The following is a 15985-nucleotide window of genomic DNA, read 5'->3' as shown; positions in this document are numbered from 1 at the left end:
CATTCCATTCATACGTTGGATATTTCTGGTACACCTGCATGGGGAAATAACCATTGGAAACGCTTTATCGGCCAAGCGTCGTTAACGGTTCTGGGTGAGCATAGACAGGCCTTGGCACTCTGCAAGGCCACTAATCCGCCAGCATTGCTTAGGGATGACCAAGGGGCTTAAAGACAGCCTGCTGCACATCGACTTTTTTCGGGATCAGGCCGTTGGCAAAAAACAGGTCGGCGGTGCGTTGCTGGTTGGCAATGTCGATGGCCTCCAAGGGACGGATCGGTTCAGGGGAGCGATGTTCGAAGTAGCTTTTGACCACCGCCGGTTGCAGCCCCAAAGTGCCGGCCATCAGCGCGATGCTCGCGTCGGGCTGATCCAGCGACAGGCGCTGGGCCTTGCCTAGTGTCTGGATAATCGTGGCGATGGCCTCGGGGTGCTGCTTGGCAAACGGGTGGTTGACCACGAAAAAACTGCCCGCAGGGTTCAACCCTTGCCCATCCCCCAGCACGCGTGCCGAGCCGTCGATCACGGCGGCCGAGTAGTACGGGTCCCACACCACCCAGGCATCCACCTTGCCTTGTTCGAACGCGGCACGGCCGTCGGAAGGCGACAGGTACACCACGTTCACATCCTTCCACTGCAACCCGGCGCGCAGCAGGCTCTTGAGGAACAAGTTGTGCGCACTGGAGCCTTTGAGCAACGCCACGCGTTTGCCCTTGAGTTCGGCCACGGTCTGCACCGTACTGGCCTTGGGCACCAGCACTGCTTCGGCCTTGCCTTCGTTAGGCTCGACGGCGAAATACTGCAAGTCGATCCCGGCCGCCTGGGCGAAGATCGGCGGGATGTCGCCAATATTGCCGATGTCCAGGCTGCCGGCGTTAAGCGCTTCGATCAGCGGCGGGCCGCCGAGAAATTCGGTCCACTGCACCTGGGTGCCGGGCAGCGCCGCTTCAAAAAGCTTGTGCTCACGGGCGAGCACCATGCTGACCGAGCTTTTCTGGTAGCCAATGCGCAACGTGGAAGGTTCGGCCGCTGAGGTGGGCTGCGCCAATACCGCCAATGCCAGCAGCGAACTGCCCAGCAGGTGTTTGATTGCTTTCATAAGTTGCCTCTTGGTGGTTCGATCAGATTCAAAGTGAGCACAGTAAGCGTGGAAGCTGGCGTGCCTGCGATGGCGGCCTGTCAGGGTCAGAAGTGTTGGCTGGCTCACCGCTATCGCAGGCAAGCCAGCTCCCACATTTGATCGGTGTGGGATTCAAGGCCGGTAACAGCGCGGGCCATATAGTCACTGACCGAGCGCTGGGAAATCCCCAGTTCGGCGGCGATCTGGGGGTACGTCAGGCCGTTGACGCGGGACAACAGGAACGTCGTCTTGACCTTGGCCGGCAAGCGCTCGAGCAATAGATCGATGGCTTGCAGGGCTTCGAGTACCTGGGCGCGGTCCTCGGCGCAGGCTGCATCGTCATCCAGCGCAGCGAGGTAGGTACGCTCCAGATCACGCCGACGCCACACCTGGTACACCAGGCGCTGGGCAATGGTGGTAAGCAATGCGCGGGGCTGTCGTATCGGCGCTACCTCAGGTGCACTCAGAAGCTGGACAAACGCGTCGACGGCGATGTCTTCGGCGTGGGCACGGGAGTTGAGGTAGCGGTGCAAGCGGCTGCACAGCCAAGGGTAATGAATGCGAAACAGTGAGCCCACGTAATCGCTGTGAGCACTATCGGCGCCGGACATAGTGGCTCCTTCTGAGTAGGTTGCGCGGTATGTCCGGTGTTCCGGTGGAGCCATCCTAGCAAGGCTGCTTATGCTTTAATAATATTTAAAATTCATTTTTATATAACTTTATTGAAGTTTCGGGTAGCCGGCGCTGACGGCCTGCCGTTGGTAATCCAACACCACCTGATAGTCGTCTTCGCTGGCAGGGAGCACGGTTTGCACACCCAAGGTTTGCGTCACCTGCGGCAGGTCCTGCAACGCCAGGTTCATCGCCTCACGAATCTGCGCCACCTGCACGTCGCTCAAGCCCAGCGCGCCTATGTAGGGCAAAGTCGGGCTCGGCGCGCTGCGGGTGATGACACGCAGGCCCGCGACCTCTTCGGGGGCGAATCGGGCGAGGTAGTCGTAGGTGACGCTGTCGATGGCAGCGAGGTCGGCGCGGTCTTCACGCAGCCAGCGCAAGCTCTCGCGGTGGGCGCCGCTGATGCCGACGCTGGCGAAGAACCGCCCGTCGCGCTGCAACGGCGCCACGCAGTGACGCAGCAGGCTCATGCCGCTGTTGGAGTCGTGACCGTTGATCACGCCGCGGCTCTGGTAGAACTGCGTCAGGCGGTTACGCGGGTTGTCAGCGCGGGTCAACAGCAGGCTGCAATGTTCGCCGTGGCTGCTGTGGACCAACTCGTAACGGGGGCGCCCAATGATGCGTACCTGGCCGCGCAATTGGGTCATCAGCGGGTAGCCGCAGGTTTGGCTGACGAGCAATTGCGGCGAAAGCCACAGGCCGGGCAAGTCGAGGTGGTCGGCGTCAAGACGATGCAGCTTCAGTCGCTCAAGGATGCGCGCCAGCCAGCGTTGATTGGCCTGCTGGATGGGCTGGGGCGCAACGTACATGCGCAGGTCGGCGTAATGCTCACTCATGGTCGCCTCTCAGGCAAACGGGTGCCGGGGACTGTCGATGGCCTTGAGTCCGTGACGACTGATCAACTGGCCGTAGCCCTGCACCAGGAAACCACCGCTGCGCGCCAACCACTGCTCGCGCCGGGCACGGTACACCCTGGGCAGCAGGTACCACGGCAACTTTGGCAGATCGTGGTGTACCAGGTGCAGATTGTTGTTGAGAAACAGCCAGGCCCAGGGCCAGGACGCTTCGTTGAGCACTGTGCGCTGTTCCGGCCGGGGATGGGGGCGGTGCTCATAGTAGGAACGGACCGAGGCCAGGGACAATGCTGGCACGCTGACCAGCAGCAGGTAATGCCACACCGCAAGCGCGCTGTAGTAGGCGATGAAACTCAGCATCAACACAGTGACGGCGCCGTGGGCCAGCCACATCGGCCATACCTGGGGCAGGCGTTGAAATTCGTGACGTGCCAACCGGCCAATCGCCAACGGCGCTGCCAGCAGGAAGCGGCCAAGCAAGGTCTTGGTCAGCCAATGCAGGCCACGTTCGAACAGCGAGCTGTTGTTCCATTGCTGCTGATTGAGGTAGCGGCTTTCCGGGTCGATGCCCGGTAGAGTCAGGTCGTGGTCGTTATGGTGCAACAGGTGGCTGTCGCGGTACAGCGTGTAGGGATACCACACCGCGAACGGGGCATAGCCGAGGAGTTTATTCAGCCATAACGAACGAGTCGGGTGGCCGTGGAGCAATTCGTGCTGCACCGATAGCCACAGGGTCACCAGCGGAATCAGCAGCAATATGCTCAGCCACAGGCCCAGCCACCAGCTGCCAAGGATCACCGCGAACCAGCCGGCATATACGCCGATCAACAGCAGCCAGGTCGGCCACTCGGTTCTTGCCACAAAGGTCGTCGCCAGGGCTTCGATTTCCCGGCGCTGGGTCGGATCAAGGTAATGGGTCATCGGCAGCTCAGAGCAGGTGTTTCCTGCTCTGTGCAATGAGGCGGGAAAATCTTGCAGATCGTTGGGTTCTAAGCTTGTAACTCAGTGACCGAACAGGCCTGCTTCGGATGTTTTGGTCTTCTTGTCCGCGCGTTTTTCATCCGCAGTCTTTGCCGGTTTTTTCTTCGCGGCTTTCTTTGAATCCATACCTTTGGCCATGATGCGTGCTCCACTAACAGGGGACGTAGCACTGGGTATACCACCTATTGCCCGGCAGAAGGCGCTTATAATCCCCTGCCCTGGATAACGCTTGTCTGAACCCCATGCCCCCATTGCACATCGAACCGCTGGCCGAGCCTCTGTGGCCACTGCTGAACAAGTTTTACCGCAGCCACAATTCATCGATGAAGGCGCTCAAGGGCGGCCGTTTGTGGGTAGTGCGAGATGGCGAGATCGTGGCCGGCTTGTGCTTGAGCCCGGTGGTGGGCGGGCAGTGGCTGACGGGGGTGTTTGTGGCGCCGACTCATCGTGGCCAGGGGCTGGCGGCTCGATTGATCGGCGAGGCCGTGGCGAGTATTGAGGGGACGGTTTGGTTGTTGTGCCATCCGGACCTGGAACGGTTGTATCAGGGGATGGGGTTCAGCCAGGACACGGTTTTGCCGCAATCGCTGAGTGAGCGGCTGGTGCGTTACAAGCGCAATAAACCGATGATTGCGATGGGGCTCAATGCCCTGGATAAACGCTGAACCCATGTGGGAGCTGGCTTGCCTGCGATGGCGGTGGGCCAGCCAATCTATCTGTGACAGATAAACCGCTATCGCAGGCAAGCCAGCTCCCACAGTTGAACTGTGAGTGTGTCAGAAGGGCTATTCGTCAGCCGTTGGGTCCAGCTCCGGGAACATCACTTCAATAAACCCGAATTTGCTGAAATCGGTAATCCGCGACGGGTACAGCCGGCCGATCAAATGATCGCACTCATGCTGTACCACCCGCGCATGGAAACCGTCGGCAAAGCGTACGATCGGCTCGCCTTTGGGGTCGAACCCTTCGTAGCGGATCTGCTGGTAACGGTTCACGGCGCCGCGCAGGCCGGGCACCGACAGGCAACCTTCATAGCCCTCTTCCAGTACCGGGCTGAGCGGTGTGATCAGCGGGTTGATCAGGATGGTCTGCGGCACCGGCGGCGCGTCCGGGTAGCGTTCGCTGGCTTCGAAACCGAAGATCACCAGTTGCAGGTCCACGCCAATCTGCGGCGCGGCCAGGCCAACGCCGCCCACGTGCTCCATGGTCTGGAACATATCGTCGATCAGTTGCCACAGCTGCGGGCTGTCGAACATTTCCGGCGGTACCGGCGGGGCGATACGCAGCAGGCGCTCGTCGCCCATTTTCAGGATTTCACGGATCATTGCTCAGGCTCGGTCATGGGCTTGGAGTGGTCCCGGCCTAGGCCAGAGACGTGTTGTTTTTCATCAGTGTGGCCCGGCTCGCCTATTTCCTTCTCACCGGGGTCTTTGCCCTCGGCGGACATGTGTTCGATCACGGCATTCATCTCTGCGCCCAGCAGCAGTACGGCGGCAGAGATGTAGAAATACAGGAGCAAGACAATGATCGCACCGATGCTGCCATACATGGCGTTGTAATCCGCGAAGGTCTTGACGTAGTAGCCAAAGCCCAGTGAGGCGACGATCCATACCACCACGGCCAAGACGGAGCCGGGGGTGATAAAGCGAAATTCCTGCTCGACGTCCGGCATCACGTAGTACATGAGAGCCACGGCGAACATCAGCAAGATCACAATCAGCGGCCAGCGCAGGATAGTCCACAGCGTGACCACGAATTCCTGCATGCCGATCTGCCCGGCCAGCCACTCCATGACCTGCGGGCCCAGCACCATCAGCGCGGCGGCGGCCAGCAGCATGCCGGCGATGCCCACGGTGTAGAAGATCGACAGCGGGAACCGTTTCCAGATCGGCCGCCCTTCAACCACGTCGTAGGCGGCGTTCATGGCGCTCATCATTAGGCGCACGCCCGCAGAGGCCGTCCACAGCGCGATGACGATACCCACCGAGAGCAAGCCGCCCTTGGACTGCTGCAACTGATCGATCACCGGGTTGACCTGCTCCAGCGCCTGGGGGGGCAATACCAGCTCTGATTGCAGGCGCAGCCAACTGAAGAAGTCCGGCAGGTGCAGGAAGCCGATCAGGGCAATGAGAAACAGCAGGAACGGAAACAACGAGAACAGCATCTGGTAGGCCAGTGCCGAGGCGTAGGTAGGCATTTCGTCATCGACGAATTCCTTGATGGTGCGTACCAGCACCTTGTGCAGCTTGAGACCATCGAGTACCGGAAAAAGCATAGCGTCTCCTTTCGCCGCAAAGAGGTTGAGTTCGTGGGCGACTCAGGGGCCGTTTTCTACATCAAAGTAGCCCATTTGGCGACTTTGAAACAATTTCGAAAGTTTAGTTGCACCACCGGATACAAAAACGGCCATCCGTGGATGGCCGTCGGGCTGCTGGGTTCAGCCAGCCAGGACGTGTTACTCAGTGGCTTTTTTCACTGCGTCCTTGGTCTTGCCCACTGCCTGCTGCGCTTCGCCTTTTTTCTCTTGAATCACGCCTTCAGCACGCAGTTTGTCGTTGTCTGTGACTTTACCGACGCCTTGCTTGATGTTACCCACAGCTTCGTTCGCCAAGCCCTTTACCTTATCGGAAGTGCTGCTCATGGTATTACTCCTGATAACAATCAAATGGTTTTTGGTCACTACGTAGCGGTTGACCTGAAGCGCAACGGCAGAGTTTCAATTATTTTTGCGCAAGCATTTCATCGAAAGCGGCAGGTTTGGCTTTATGTTTTGCAGCCAACCCACGAGAATGCCCGGCACATTCAGGCTGCAACGCTGAATAACAGATCCCGTAGGAAGGTTATGAAACTCAATAAAGCACAGGCCATTGCCCGCAGAAACCAGGAACTGGGCGGTGCCGTACTCGGCGTCAACAACTGCCACTTCACCGACCTGGACCGCAAACGCAACATCTGGTGGTTCGACCTGCCGGTGGGGCGCATTGCCGTGGGCCAGTACGAGTGGATCCACCTGTTGATGCACAACGCCGACACCGACCAGTTGCTGCACCTGAAGGTGCCGACCGTGTTCCTGCGTGAAAAGCTCGAAGGGCTGGTGGTGCGCAATGCGGGCAAGCGCAAGCCGGAGATTACCCTGGAGCTGAGTGCCGACAAGGATTCGTTCTTGAAGGACGTACGCCCCGCCGGTGCGGGTGTGAGCTTCGCCCAGTTCGCCCTGTAAAAACCGTGCGGGCTGCCCTGACAGGCCTTTTGTAGGAGCGAGCTTGCTCGCGAAAAACGTCAACGGTAACGCGTGCTTCTTGGATAAACGCGGTGCCTGTGAGTTTTTCGCGAGCAAGCTCGCTCCTACAGAAGGTGACGACCGCGCCCACATAAAAAACCCCGCATCAGCGGGGTTTTTTATGGGTTACTTTTTAAGACCGAGTTTCTTCAGCTCTTCATCCCGCAATTCACGCCGCAAGATCTTGCCCACGTTGGTAGTCGGCAACGCATCACGGAACTCCACGGCCTTGGGCACCTTGTAGCCGGTGACGTTGGCGCGCATGTGTTCCATCACCTGGTCCTTGGTGAGCGTAGCCCCTGGCTTGACCACGATGAACAACTTGATGTGCTCACCGGATTTTTCATCCGGTACGCCGATGGCCGCACACTGCAGCACGCCCGGCAGGCCCGCGAGCACGTCTTCCAGCTCGTTGGGGTAGACGTTGAAACCGGAGACCAGAATCATGTCCTTCTTGCGGTCGACGATACGCATGTAGCCGTCTGGCTGGATGATCGCGATGTCGCCGGTTTTCAGCCAGCCTTCGCTGTCGAGCATCTCGTCGGTGGCGTCCTGGCGCTGCCAGTAGCCCTTCATCACTTGTGGACCTTTCACACACAGCTCGCCGGTTTCACCCAGTGCAAGCTCGGTGCCGTCGTCGGCGATGACTTTACACGCGGTGGAAGGCACCGGAATGCCAATGGTGCCGATCTGGATATGCTGGATCGGGTTGACCGTGGCCACCGGGCTGGTTTCGGTCATGCCGTAGCCTTCGCAGATCGCGCAGCCGGTCACCGCCTTCCAACGCTCCGCCGCTGCCAGTTGCAACGCCATGCCCCCCGACAGGGTGACCTTCAGCGCAGAGAAGTCCAGCTTGCGGAAACCTTCGTTGTTGCACAGCGCCACAAACAGGGTGTTGAGGCCGACGAAGCCGCTGAACTTCCACTTCGACAGTTCCTTGACCATCGCCGGCAGGTCGCGCGGGTTGCTGATCAGGATGTTGTGGTTGCCGATCAGCATCATCGCCATGCAATGAAAGGTGAAGGCATAGATGTGGTACAGCGGCAGCGGCGTGATCAGGATCTCGCAGCCTTCGTTGAGGTTGGAGCCCATCAGCGCCTTGCATTGCAGCATGTTGGCCACGAGATTGCGGTGGGTCAGCATCGCGCCCTTGGCCACGCCGGTGGTACCGCCGGTGTATTGCAGCACGGCCACATCGCCGCTGGCCGGGCTGGCATCGTTGACCGGCTGGCCATGGCCCTTGGCGAGCACGTCGTTGAACTTGATGGCCTGAGGCAAGTGATAGGCCGGGACCATTTTCTTCACGTACTTGATCACGCTGTTGATCAGCACGCGCTTGAACGGCGAGAGCAGGTCGGCGACTTCGGTGACGATCACGTGCTTGACGGCGGTCTTGGGCACGACTTTTTCAGCCAGGTGCGCCATGTTGGCCAGGCAAACCAGGGCCTTGGCCCCCGAATCATTGAATTGGTGTTCCATTTCCCGCGCGGTGTACAGCGGGTTGGTGTTGACCACGATCAGGCCGGCGCGGATCGCACCGAATACAGCGACCGGGTATTGCAGAACGTTGGGCAGTTGCACGGCGATTCGATCGCCAGGCTTCAAGTCGGTATGCTGTTGCAGATAGGCGGCGAATGCGCCGGACAATTCGTACAGTTCACCGTAGGTGATGGTCTTGCCCAGGTTGCTGAAAGCCGGTTTGTTAGCGAAGCGCTGGCAGGACTGCTTCAGTACCGCCTGAATATTCGGATACTCGTCTGGATTGATCTGTGCAGCAATCCCGGCGGGGTACTTATCCTTCCAAAAGTCTTCATTCATGGAAGCCCACTCCTCAGCGACGCGAATTCATCATCGCATTTGATGCGATTATTATTGGTGTATGTTTTTAGGTGAGTCTGGCGCTTTAAAGCAGGCCTAGAAGTCACAAAGCGCGCCGAGAGTAGCAGCTTTGCCAAGGGCCGCCTAGAGCCAAAAGAGGGCCCTACAGTCATAAACATGACTCAAGAATATCCAATGGTCACTTTTAGAGCAAAAATTCTATAACACCAGGAATGGCTCTAGAACAAGCTCTCAAGGGTGCAGAATGACGATGTGGGAGCTGGCTTGCCTGCGATAGCGGTGGCTCAGTCAATTCAACACGTGACTGAAACACTGCTATCGCAGCATAGGTATCTACATAACTTTGTAGGCTGTAGCAGCCAACGGTAACCACGATGCGAAGCGAGCCGCTCTTGATCTTGATCTGCTTGTGATCTTAGGCGCCCCGTCAAACCACGCTGGCCGGAATTCGACAGGGATTTGGGGGGTAAACCGGCAGGGATGCCGGTTTAGCTGCCCCGCGCCATGGATGGCGCGTGGCGGCGGCCCCCCAAATCACTGGCGGATTACGGGCACACCGAGCCTAAGCGAGGTGCCGAGTGGTGGGGCAAGAGCCCTTTGGTTACTTTGGGGCTTTTCCAAAGTGACCCGCCGTCAGGGCGGAACCCTAAGTGGCCGTTACCTAAATAACGGATATGTACCCGGTCCAACTGTGTTGACTGTTAGGCCGCCTTCGCAGGCAAACCAGCTCCCACATTTTTTGTACCCGGTTTCAATTCAAGCGATGTCGCGCAGTTCCCGGCGCAGGATCTTGCCCACCGGTGTCATCGGCAACGACTCCCTCAACACAATATGCTTGGGCACCTTGTACCCGGTGAAGTTGGCCTTGCAGTACGCTTTCAGTTCCTCAAGGCTCACCCCCTGGGCCCGTGCCACCACGAACAGCTTCACCGCCTCCCCCGTGCGCTCGTCCGGCACGCCGATCACGGCGCAGTTGGCCACGGCCGGGTGGGCCATGATCACGTCTTCGATTTCGTTGGGGTACACGTTGAAACCCGAGACGATGATCAAATCCTTCTTGCGATCCACAATGCTGATGTAGCCATCGGTGTCGATCACCGCAATGTCACCGGTCTTCAACCAGCCATCGGCGTCCAAGGTTTCGGCGGTGGCGGCCGGTTGCTGCCAGTAGCCCTTCATCACTTGCGGGCCCTGGATGCACAACTCGCCACGCTCGCCCAACGGCAGTTCTTGCCCCAGGTCATCCACGACTTTCATCGCCGTACCCGGCACCGGGATGCCCACGGTACCCAGGCGCGACAGGCCGCCGTAGGGGTTGGTGCTGGCCACTGGCGAGGTTTCGGTGAGGCCATAGCCTTCACCGATGGCGCAGCCGGTCAGCGCCTTCCAGCGTTCCGCCGTAGCCTTGACCAAGGCGGTGCCGCCGGAGTTGGTGATCTTCAGGTGGGAGAAATCCAGGGTCTTGAAATCCGGGTGGTCCATCAGCGCCACAAACAGTGTGTTCAGGCCCAACAGGCCGGAAAACTGCCACTGCTTGAGCTCCTTGATAAACCCGCCGATGTCCCGTGGGTTGGTGATCAGCACGTTGTGGTTACCGGAGACCATCATGCACATGCAATTGGCCGTGAATGCATAGATGTGGTACAGCGGCAGCGGTGCAATCATCACCTCCTGCCCTTCCTTGACCAGCGGATGGCCGTCGTCGCCCAGTTGCGACATGCACGCCCGCACCTGCTGCATATTCGCCACCAGGTTGCCGTGGGTGAGCATCGCGCCCTTGGCCAGGCCGGTGGTGCCGCCGGTGTATTGCAGCACGGCGATATCGTCCAAGGTCACCGGGTGGCGCGTCACTCCAAGGCCCGCGCCCATGCGCAGGGCGCGCTTGAACGACACTGCCCGCGGCAGGTGGTAGGCCGGAACCATCTTCTTGACTTTGTCGACCACGGTGTTGACCAGCCAGCCTTTGGCGGCGGGCATGAAATCGCCCATCCTGGCTTCGATCAGGTAGTCGATCTCGGTATCGGCGCACACCTCCTGCACCCGCGAACCGAACAGGTTGAGATAGACCAGCGCGCGCACACCGGCGTCCTTGAACTGGTGGCGCATCTCGCGCGGGGTATACAGCGGGTTGGTGTTGACCACGATCAGCCCGGCGCGCAGTGCGCCGAATACCGCCACCGGGTAATGCAGCACGTTGGGCAGTTGCACCGCGATGCGCTCGCCGGGCTTGAGGTCGGTGTGCTGCTGCAGGTAACCGGCAAACGCCGCACTCTGGCGTTCAAGCTCGGCGTAGGTGAGGGTAATGCCCATGCTGCTGAATGCCGGACGGTCGGCGAAGGTCTTGCAGGAACGCTCGAAGACCTCGATCACCGACTTGTAGGTGCTGAGGTCGATGGCATTGGGGACGCCCGCCGCGCGTTTGTCATTCCAGAAATCAGGTTGCATTATTCTTGTCCTCTATACCTGAGTGTGTCCGGCCGCTGCCATGCAGGTGTGCAGCAATAAGAAGCGGAGCTTTGGGGAAGTTAGCAGCTATGGCCAAACAGGCAAGACGCTGAACTGTGTCATTGATTGTATGAATCTTGTACCTAACGCGTAGGCAGATACCCCGCCCCACGCCGGATGAGCTATACAATGCAACCACCCTGAGCAAAGGAAGCCGCCATGAACCACAGCACCTTCTGGCTGACCGCGAACGACCACACCCGTCTGTACGTCAACCAATGGCTGCCCGACGGCCCGCCCAGGGCCGTGGTGATGATTTCCCATGGCATGGCCGAGCATGGCGGCCGCTATGCCCGCCTGGCGCAGGCATTGTGTGCAGCAGGCCTGGGTGTGTATGCGCTGGACCAGCGTGGGCATGGCCGTACCGCCGAGGCCGGCACCGTTGGGCTGTATGCTGAGACGGATGGCTGGAACAAAGTGGTGGGCGACCTGGCCAGCCTCAATCAGCACATTGGCCAACAGCATCCCGGGCTGCCGATCATCTTGCTGGGCCACAGCATGGGCAGCTATATCTCCCAGGCGTATTTGCTGCATCACAGCGCCAGCTTGCATGGCGCAATACTCAGCGGTTCGAATTTCCAGCCGGTGGCCCTCTACCGTGCAGCGCAAATCATTGCGCGCATCGAGCGAGCGCGCCAAGGCCTGCGAGGACGCAGCGCGTTGATCGACTTCCTGTCGTTCGGCTCATTCAACAAAGCCTTCAAACCCAATCGCACCAAGTTCGACTGGCTCAGCCGCGACCCGGTTGAAGTGGACAACTACATCAACGACCCACTCTGTGGCTTTCGTTGCACCAATCAATTGTGGATCGACCTGTTGGGCGGCTTGCAGCAGATCAGCAAAGTCTCCAACCTGGCGCAGATCGACCCCGGCCTGCCGATCCTGGTGATGGGCGGCGATTGTGATCCGGTGAGTGAAGGCAAGCGTCTCAAGGATCTGGCCCACGCCCTGCGTGAAGCTGGCTGCCAGGACGTGCAATTGACGCTCTACCCGCAGGCGCGCCATGAGGTGTTCAACGAAACCAACCGGGATGAAGTCACCGCCGACCTGCTGGCCTGGCTCGACCAGGCGCTGGCGTTGCGCAGGCCCACCCGCTGCGAATAGTTTTTGCTTTAAAATCAGCCGATTAATTACCGTTAAGCCACAGGATGCACCTTCAGATGACCCAGGTAACCAACACCCCGTACGAAGCGCTTGAAGTGGGCCAGACTGCCAGCTTCAGCAAAACCGTCGAAGAGCGCGATATCCAGCTGTTCGCCGCCATGTCGGGTGACCACAACCCGGTGCACCTGGACGCTGAATACGCCAAGGCGACCATGTTCAAGGAGCGGATTGCCCACGGCATGTTCAGCGGTGCGCTGATCAGCGCGGCGGTGGCCTGCGAGCTGCCTGGGCCGGGCACGATTTACATCGGCCAGCAGATGACCTTCCAGAAGCCAGTGAAGATCGGCGACACCCTGACCGTGCGCTTGGAAATCCTCGAGAAAATGCCGAAGTTTCGCGTGCGCATTGCCACTCGGGTGTTCAACCAGCGTGATGAGTTGGTGGTGGATGGCGAGGCGGAGATTCTGGCGCCACGTAAGCAGCAAGTCGTGACCTTGACCGAATTGCCGCCGATCAGCATCGGCTGATCCAGCCGCTGTATAAAACAAATGTGGGAGCGGGCTTGCTCGCGAATGCGGTGTGTCAGTCAATACAACAGTAACTGATCCACCGCTTTCGCGAGCAAGCCCGCTCCCACACTAGGTCCAGCGTATGGCTTACGACTGAGCGCGAGCCTGGTTACGCAGGGCCTTTACCTGGTCGTGGTTGCGTTGTACACCGTGGTACTGACGCTCAACCAAATCACGAATGCCTACCAGGTTGTGCTTGTTGATCTTCTCGATCGCTTCCTTGTAAGCCTTCAGGGCGTGGTCTTCACCGCGCTCGGCTTCGTTCAACACGGCCTCCTCGTCCTTGCCGGTGACCATCGACTTCACGTCGACCCAGCCACGGTGCAGGGCGCCGGCAACACTGCCAGACTTCTCTGGATCGCCGCCCAAGGCACGCACAGCCGTTTTCAGTTCTTCGGCAGCGGTACCGCAATCAACGGCACGCTTGGCAAACAGTGCCTTGAGTTCTGGATGCTTGATGTCTTCAGCGCATTCCTTGAAACCCTTTTGGCCGTCGATGCTGGTCTCGATCAGGTCGTTCAGTACGGAGATCGATTCTTTGTTGATATCAGTCATTTTTCAATTCCTTGTACGGGTTAGAAGGTTGCCTTGGTTATTGCAGCGCCCGTGCCAGGTTTTCAAAAATTATTTTTATGTTTTATTTCAATAAGTTACGAATTATTGAACCATCTGTATCTTGGTTATTTGCATGATCTGTCATTTGGCCTTCATGCAGAATGCCTGTATTTTCGAAAGCCTGGCCTCAACCCTGCGACGCTCATGAATCCCGAAAAACTCGAACTGCTCATCACCCGCCAAATGCCCTTCGGCAAATACAAAGGCCGGATCATTGCCGACCTGCCTGGACCCTACCTGAATTGGTTCGCCCGTGAAGGTTTCCCCCACGGTGAACTGGGTGGTTTGCTGGCCTTGATGCAGGAAATCGACCACAACGGCCTGTCCGAATTGCTCGAACCGCTGCGCGCCAAACACGGTAAACCCGCCCCCCGCCACTAAAGAGATTCGCCATGCCAAGGAATGCTGATAACGAACCGCACTGGCACGCCATCGCTCAGCGTTACGAGTGCGAGCCCGGCCCGATCAACCTGGAAAACGGCTACTTCGGGCGCATGAGCCGGGCGGTGCAGGCCCAATATCTTGAGCACATCAGCTTTATCAACCGCAGCAACGCGGTGCATGTGCGCCAGCGTTTTGAGCAGGGCGAAAACATCGAGATACGCCGCCAGTTGGCCGGGTTGATTGATGTCGACCCGGAGTCGGTCGCTTTCACCCGTAACGCCACCGAAGCCTTGCAGTCGCTGATCCGCCACTACAACCGCCTGCAACCGGGCGACCAGGTGCTGATCAGCGACCTGGAGTACGACACGGTCAAAGGCGCCATGCGCTGGTTGGCAGCGACTCGCGGCGTGGAAGTGATAGAGGTGGCCCACACCCACCCGGCCAGTTTCGACAGCCTGATACAGACTTATCACGAGGCCTTCGCGCAGTACCCGCGCCTGAAGCTCATGGCCTTGACCCATGTAACCCACCGCACCGGGCTGGTCATGCCGGTTGCGGCCATTGCCAAGGCCGCGCGCGAACGCGCAATCGACGTGATCCTCGACGGCGCCCACGCATTGGGCCAGATCGAATTCAACCTGGCCGAACTGGGCATTCAGTTCGCAGGCTTCAACCTGCACAAATGGATCGGCGCACCGCTGACCCTGGGCTTTTTGTACATCGCACCGGAGCGCCTGGCCGATATCGACCCGGACATGGGTGAATTCCACTACCCGGCCACCGATGTGCGAGCCCGTACGTCCTACAGCACGCCGAACTTCCCCGCACTGATGACTTTGCCCCTGGTGTTTGAAGAGCATCGACAATTGGGTGGCGCTGCGGCCAAGGGCGCACGCGTCAATCACCTGCGCAACCTGTGGGTGAACCAGGTGCGGCCGTTGCCGGGGATTGAAGTGCTGACTTCGGATGACACGCGACTGTATTGCGGGATCACCGCCTTCAAGTTCATCGGGCGGGATCAGCAGGTGATGGTGGACCGGTTGCTCAAGGAGTACGGCCTTTTCACCACTACGCGCACGGGCGCGGCGTTTGGTACCTGTATCCGGGTGACGCCGGGGCTGGTGACGTCGGCGGCGGACATCAATGCGCTGGTCCACGCGATCACCCAACTAAACACCGATTAAAACTGTGGGAGCTGGCTTGCCTGCGATAGCGGTGTATCAGCCAAAGATGGGCTAACTGATAAATAGCTATCGCAGGCAAGCCAGCTCCCACCTTCAGAACGGCGATGTGTTTGAGGTTTTTACAGGCAAAAAAAAGCGGCACACCGACCAAGTGCGCCGCAAAAATGCCGTTAAGCACAGCAACAACGATTCGATAAATCAGTTCAGTCCAGCAGCGCCAGCGCCTGGGCAGTGACTTCCTGGATACGCGCCCAGTCGCCGTTCTTGACCCACTCCGGATCCAGCATCCAGCTGCCGCCCACGCACATCACGTTCTTCAATGCCATGTAGCTCTTGATATTGGCCGGGCCAACACCGCCAGTCGGGCAGAATTTGACTTCGCCGAACGGGCCGCCAAGGGCCTTGATGGCCGCAACGCCACCGCTGACTTCAGCCGGGAACAGTTTGAAGCGGCGATAACCCAGGCCGTAGCCTTCCATGATGCCGGAGGCATTGCTGATGCCCGGCAGCAGCGGGATCGGGCTGTGCACCGAGGCTTCCAGCAAGTCACGGGTGATGCCGGGGGTGACGATAAATTGCGAGCCTGCCACTTCTGCCGCTTCGAGCATGTGACGATCAAGCACGGTACCGGCACCGGTGCACAGCTCAGGGCGCTGCTCGCGCAAGACCTGAATGGCTTTAAGGCCGAACTCGGAACGCAGGGTCACTTCCAGCGCGGTCAAACCGCCGGCTGCCAGGGCGTCGGCCAACGGCAGGATGTCCTGCTCGCGGGCGATGGTGATCACCGGCAGGATCCGCGCCTTGGCGCAGAGGCTGTCGATCAAGGCAACTTTATCCGCCATGGACACGGTCGGTTGAGGGCTTTTCATAGCGGC

17 protein-coding genes are annotated in these 15985 nt (G+C 59.2%); 6 read left to right on the top strand and 11 right to left on the bottom strand.

Annotated elements, in window-relative coordinates:
• Positions 1–148 precede the first annotated feature (148 nt).
• The 4 genes from MF6394_RS24210 to MF6394_RS24195 form a co-directional block, all read right to left on the bottom strand.
• Positions 149–1099, bottom strand: a complete 951-nt coding sequence (locus tag MF6394_RS24210) for an aliphatic sulfonate ABC transporter substrate-binding protein (protein WP_078467711.1) — start codon at positions 1097–1099, stop codon at positions 149–151.
• A gap of 110 nt (positions 1100–1209) precedes the next feature.
• On the bottom strand, positions 1210–1731 hold the full coding sequence (locus MF6394_RS24205; protein ID WP_044273163.1) for a sigma-70 family RNA polymerase sigma factor: 522 nt from the start codon (positions 1729–1731) through the stop codon (positions 1210–1212).
• 108 nt (positions 1732–1839) lie between these two features.
• Positions 1840–2631: a phosphate/phosphite/phosphonate ABC transporter substrate-binding protein gene (locus MF6394_RS24200; protein ID WP_078467710.1), complete on the bottom strand. Its 792-nt coding sequence runs from the start codon at positions 2629–2631 to the stop codon at positions 1840–1842.
• Between the two features lie 9 nt (positions 2632–2640).
• The gene (locus MF6394_RS24195) at positions 2641–3570 is read right to left on the bottom strand and encodes a fatty acid desaturase (RefSeq protein ID WP_069557652.1); all 930 of its coding nucleotides are present in this window, start codon (positions 3568–3570) and stop codon (positions 2641–2643) included.
• A gap of 302 nt (positions 3571–3872) precedes the next feature.
• Here MF6394_RS24195 and MF6394_RS24190 point away from each other — a divergent pair, with 302 nt between their 5' ends.
• On the top strand, positions 3873–4295 hold the full coding sequence (locus MF6394_RS24190) for a GNAT family N-acetyltransferase (protein WP_047711642.1): 423 nt from the start codon (positions 3873–3875) through the stop codon (positions 4293–4295).
• Between the two features lie 120 nt (positions 4296–4415).
• On the opposite strand, the gene def is transcribed toward MF6394_RS24190, so the two are convergent.
• The 3 genes from def to MF6394_RS24175 form a co-directional block, all read right to left on the bottom strand.
• Positions 4416–4955: a peptide deformylase gene (gene def, locus MF6394_RS24185; RefSeq protein WP_044273159.1), complete on the bottom strand. Its 540-nt coding sequence runs from the start codon at positions 4953–4955 to the stop codon at positions 4416–4418.
• Entirely contained in the window at positions 4952–5905 is a 954-nt protein-coding gene (locus MF6394_RS24180) for a YihY/virulence factor BrkB family protein (RefSeq protein ID WP_032895581.1), read from the bottom strand. Before MF6394_RS24180 ends, def begins: the two co-directional genes overlap by 4 nt.
• Positions 5906–6085: 180 nt before the next feature.
• A complete protein-coding gene (locus MF6394_RS24175; RefSeq protein WP_003193737.1) occupies positions 6086–6271 on the bottom strand; it encodes a CsbD family protein in 186 nt (61 codons plus the stop codon).
• Positions 6272–6472: 201 nt separating this feature from the next.
• On the opposite strand from MF6394_RS24175, the gene MF6394_RS24170 reads away from it, so the two are divergent.
• Positions 6473–6850, top strand: coding sequence for a hypothetical protein (locus MF6394_RS24170; protein ID WP_003193739.1), 378 nt, complete (start codon positions 6473–6475; stop codon positions 6848–6850).
• Positions 6851–7036: 186 nt separating this feature from the next.
• Here the strand turns inward: MF6394_RS24170 and fadD1 are convergent, their stop codons facing one another.
• On the bottom strand, positions 7037–8728 hold the full coding sequence (fadD1, locus tag MF6394_RS24165) for a long-chain-fatty-acid--CoA ligase FadD1 (protein WP_032895580.1): 1692 nt from the start codon (positions 8726–8728) through the stop codon (positions 7037–7039).
• Positions 8729–9505: 777 nt separating this feature from the next.
• On the bottom strand, positions 9506–11194 hold the full coding sequence (gene fadD2, locus MF6394_RS24155; RefSeq protein WP_078467709.1) for a long-chain-fatty-acid--CoA ligase FadD2: 1689 nt from the start codon (positions 11192–11194) through the stop codon (positions 9506–9508).
• 219 nt (positions 11195–11413) lie between these two features.
• Here fadD2 and MF6394_RS24150 point away from each other — a divergent pair, with 219 nt between their 5' ends.
• Positions 11414–12358: an alpha/beta hydrolase gene (locus MF6394_RS24150; protein ID WP_078467708.1), complete on the top strand. Its 945-nt coding sequence runs from the start codon at positions 11414–11416 to the stop codon at positions 12356–12358.
• 56 nt (positions 12359–12414) lie between these two features.
• Entirely contained in the window at positions 12415–12885 is a 471-nt protein-coding gene (locus MF6394_RS24145; RefSeq protein WP_047711644.1) for a MaoC family dehydratase, read from the top strand.
• Positions 12886–13014: 129 nt separating this feature from the next.
• Here the strand turns inward: MF6394_RS24145 and MF6394_RS24140 are convergent, their stop codons facing one another.
• A complete protein-coding gene (locus MF6394_RS24140) occupies positions 13015–13482 on the bottom strand; it encodes a ferritin-like domain-containing protein (protein ID WP_034128518.1) in 468 nt (155 codons plus the stop codon).
• A 204-nt stretch (positions 13483–13686) separates the two neighbouring features.
• Here MF6394_RS24140 and MF6394_RS24135 point away from each other — a divergent pair, with 204 nt between their 5' ends.
• Both MF6394_RS24135 and MF6394_RS24130 read left to right on the top strand, forming a co-directional pair.
• Positions 13687–13923: a DUF3820 family protein gene (locus MF6394_RS24135; protein WP_008056784.1), complete on the top strand. Its 237-nt coding sequence runs from the start codon at positions 13687–13689 to the stop codon at positions 13921–13923.
• Positions 13924–13934: 11 nt separating this feature from the next.
• Complete coding sequence (locus tag MF6394_RS24130; protein WP_078467707.1) at positions 13935–15110, top strand: aminotransferase class V-fold PLP-dependent enzyme; 1176 nt, start codon at positions 13935–13937, stop codon at positions 15108–15110.
• Positions 15111–15313: 203 nt separating this feature from the next.
• Here the strand turns inward: MF6394_RS24130 and MF6394_RS24125 are convergent, their stop codons facing one another.
• Positions 15314–15979 carry a bifunctional 4-hydroxy-2-oxoglutarate aldolase/2-dehydro-3-deoxy-phosphogluconate aldolase gene (locus MF6394_RS24125; RefSeq protein ID WP_026067364.1) on the bottom strand — a complete coding sequence of 222 codons (666 nt, stop codon included), beginning with the start codon at positions 15977–15979 and terminating at the stop codon, positions 15314–15316.
• Between the last annotated feature and the right edge of the window lie 6 nt (positions 15980–15985).

Source organism: Pseudomonas sp. MF6394, from assembly GCF_002018845.1.
Lineage (GTDB): Bacteria > Pseudomonadota > Gammaproteobacteria > Pseudomonadales > Pseudomonadaceae > Aquipseudomonas > Aquipseudomonas lactis.
This window is presented reverse-complemented; position numbering and strand designations above follow the sequence as displayed.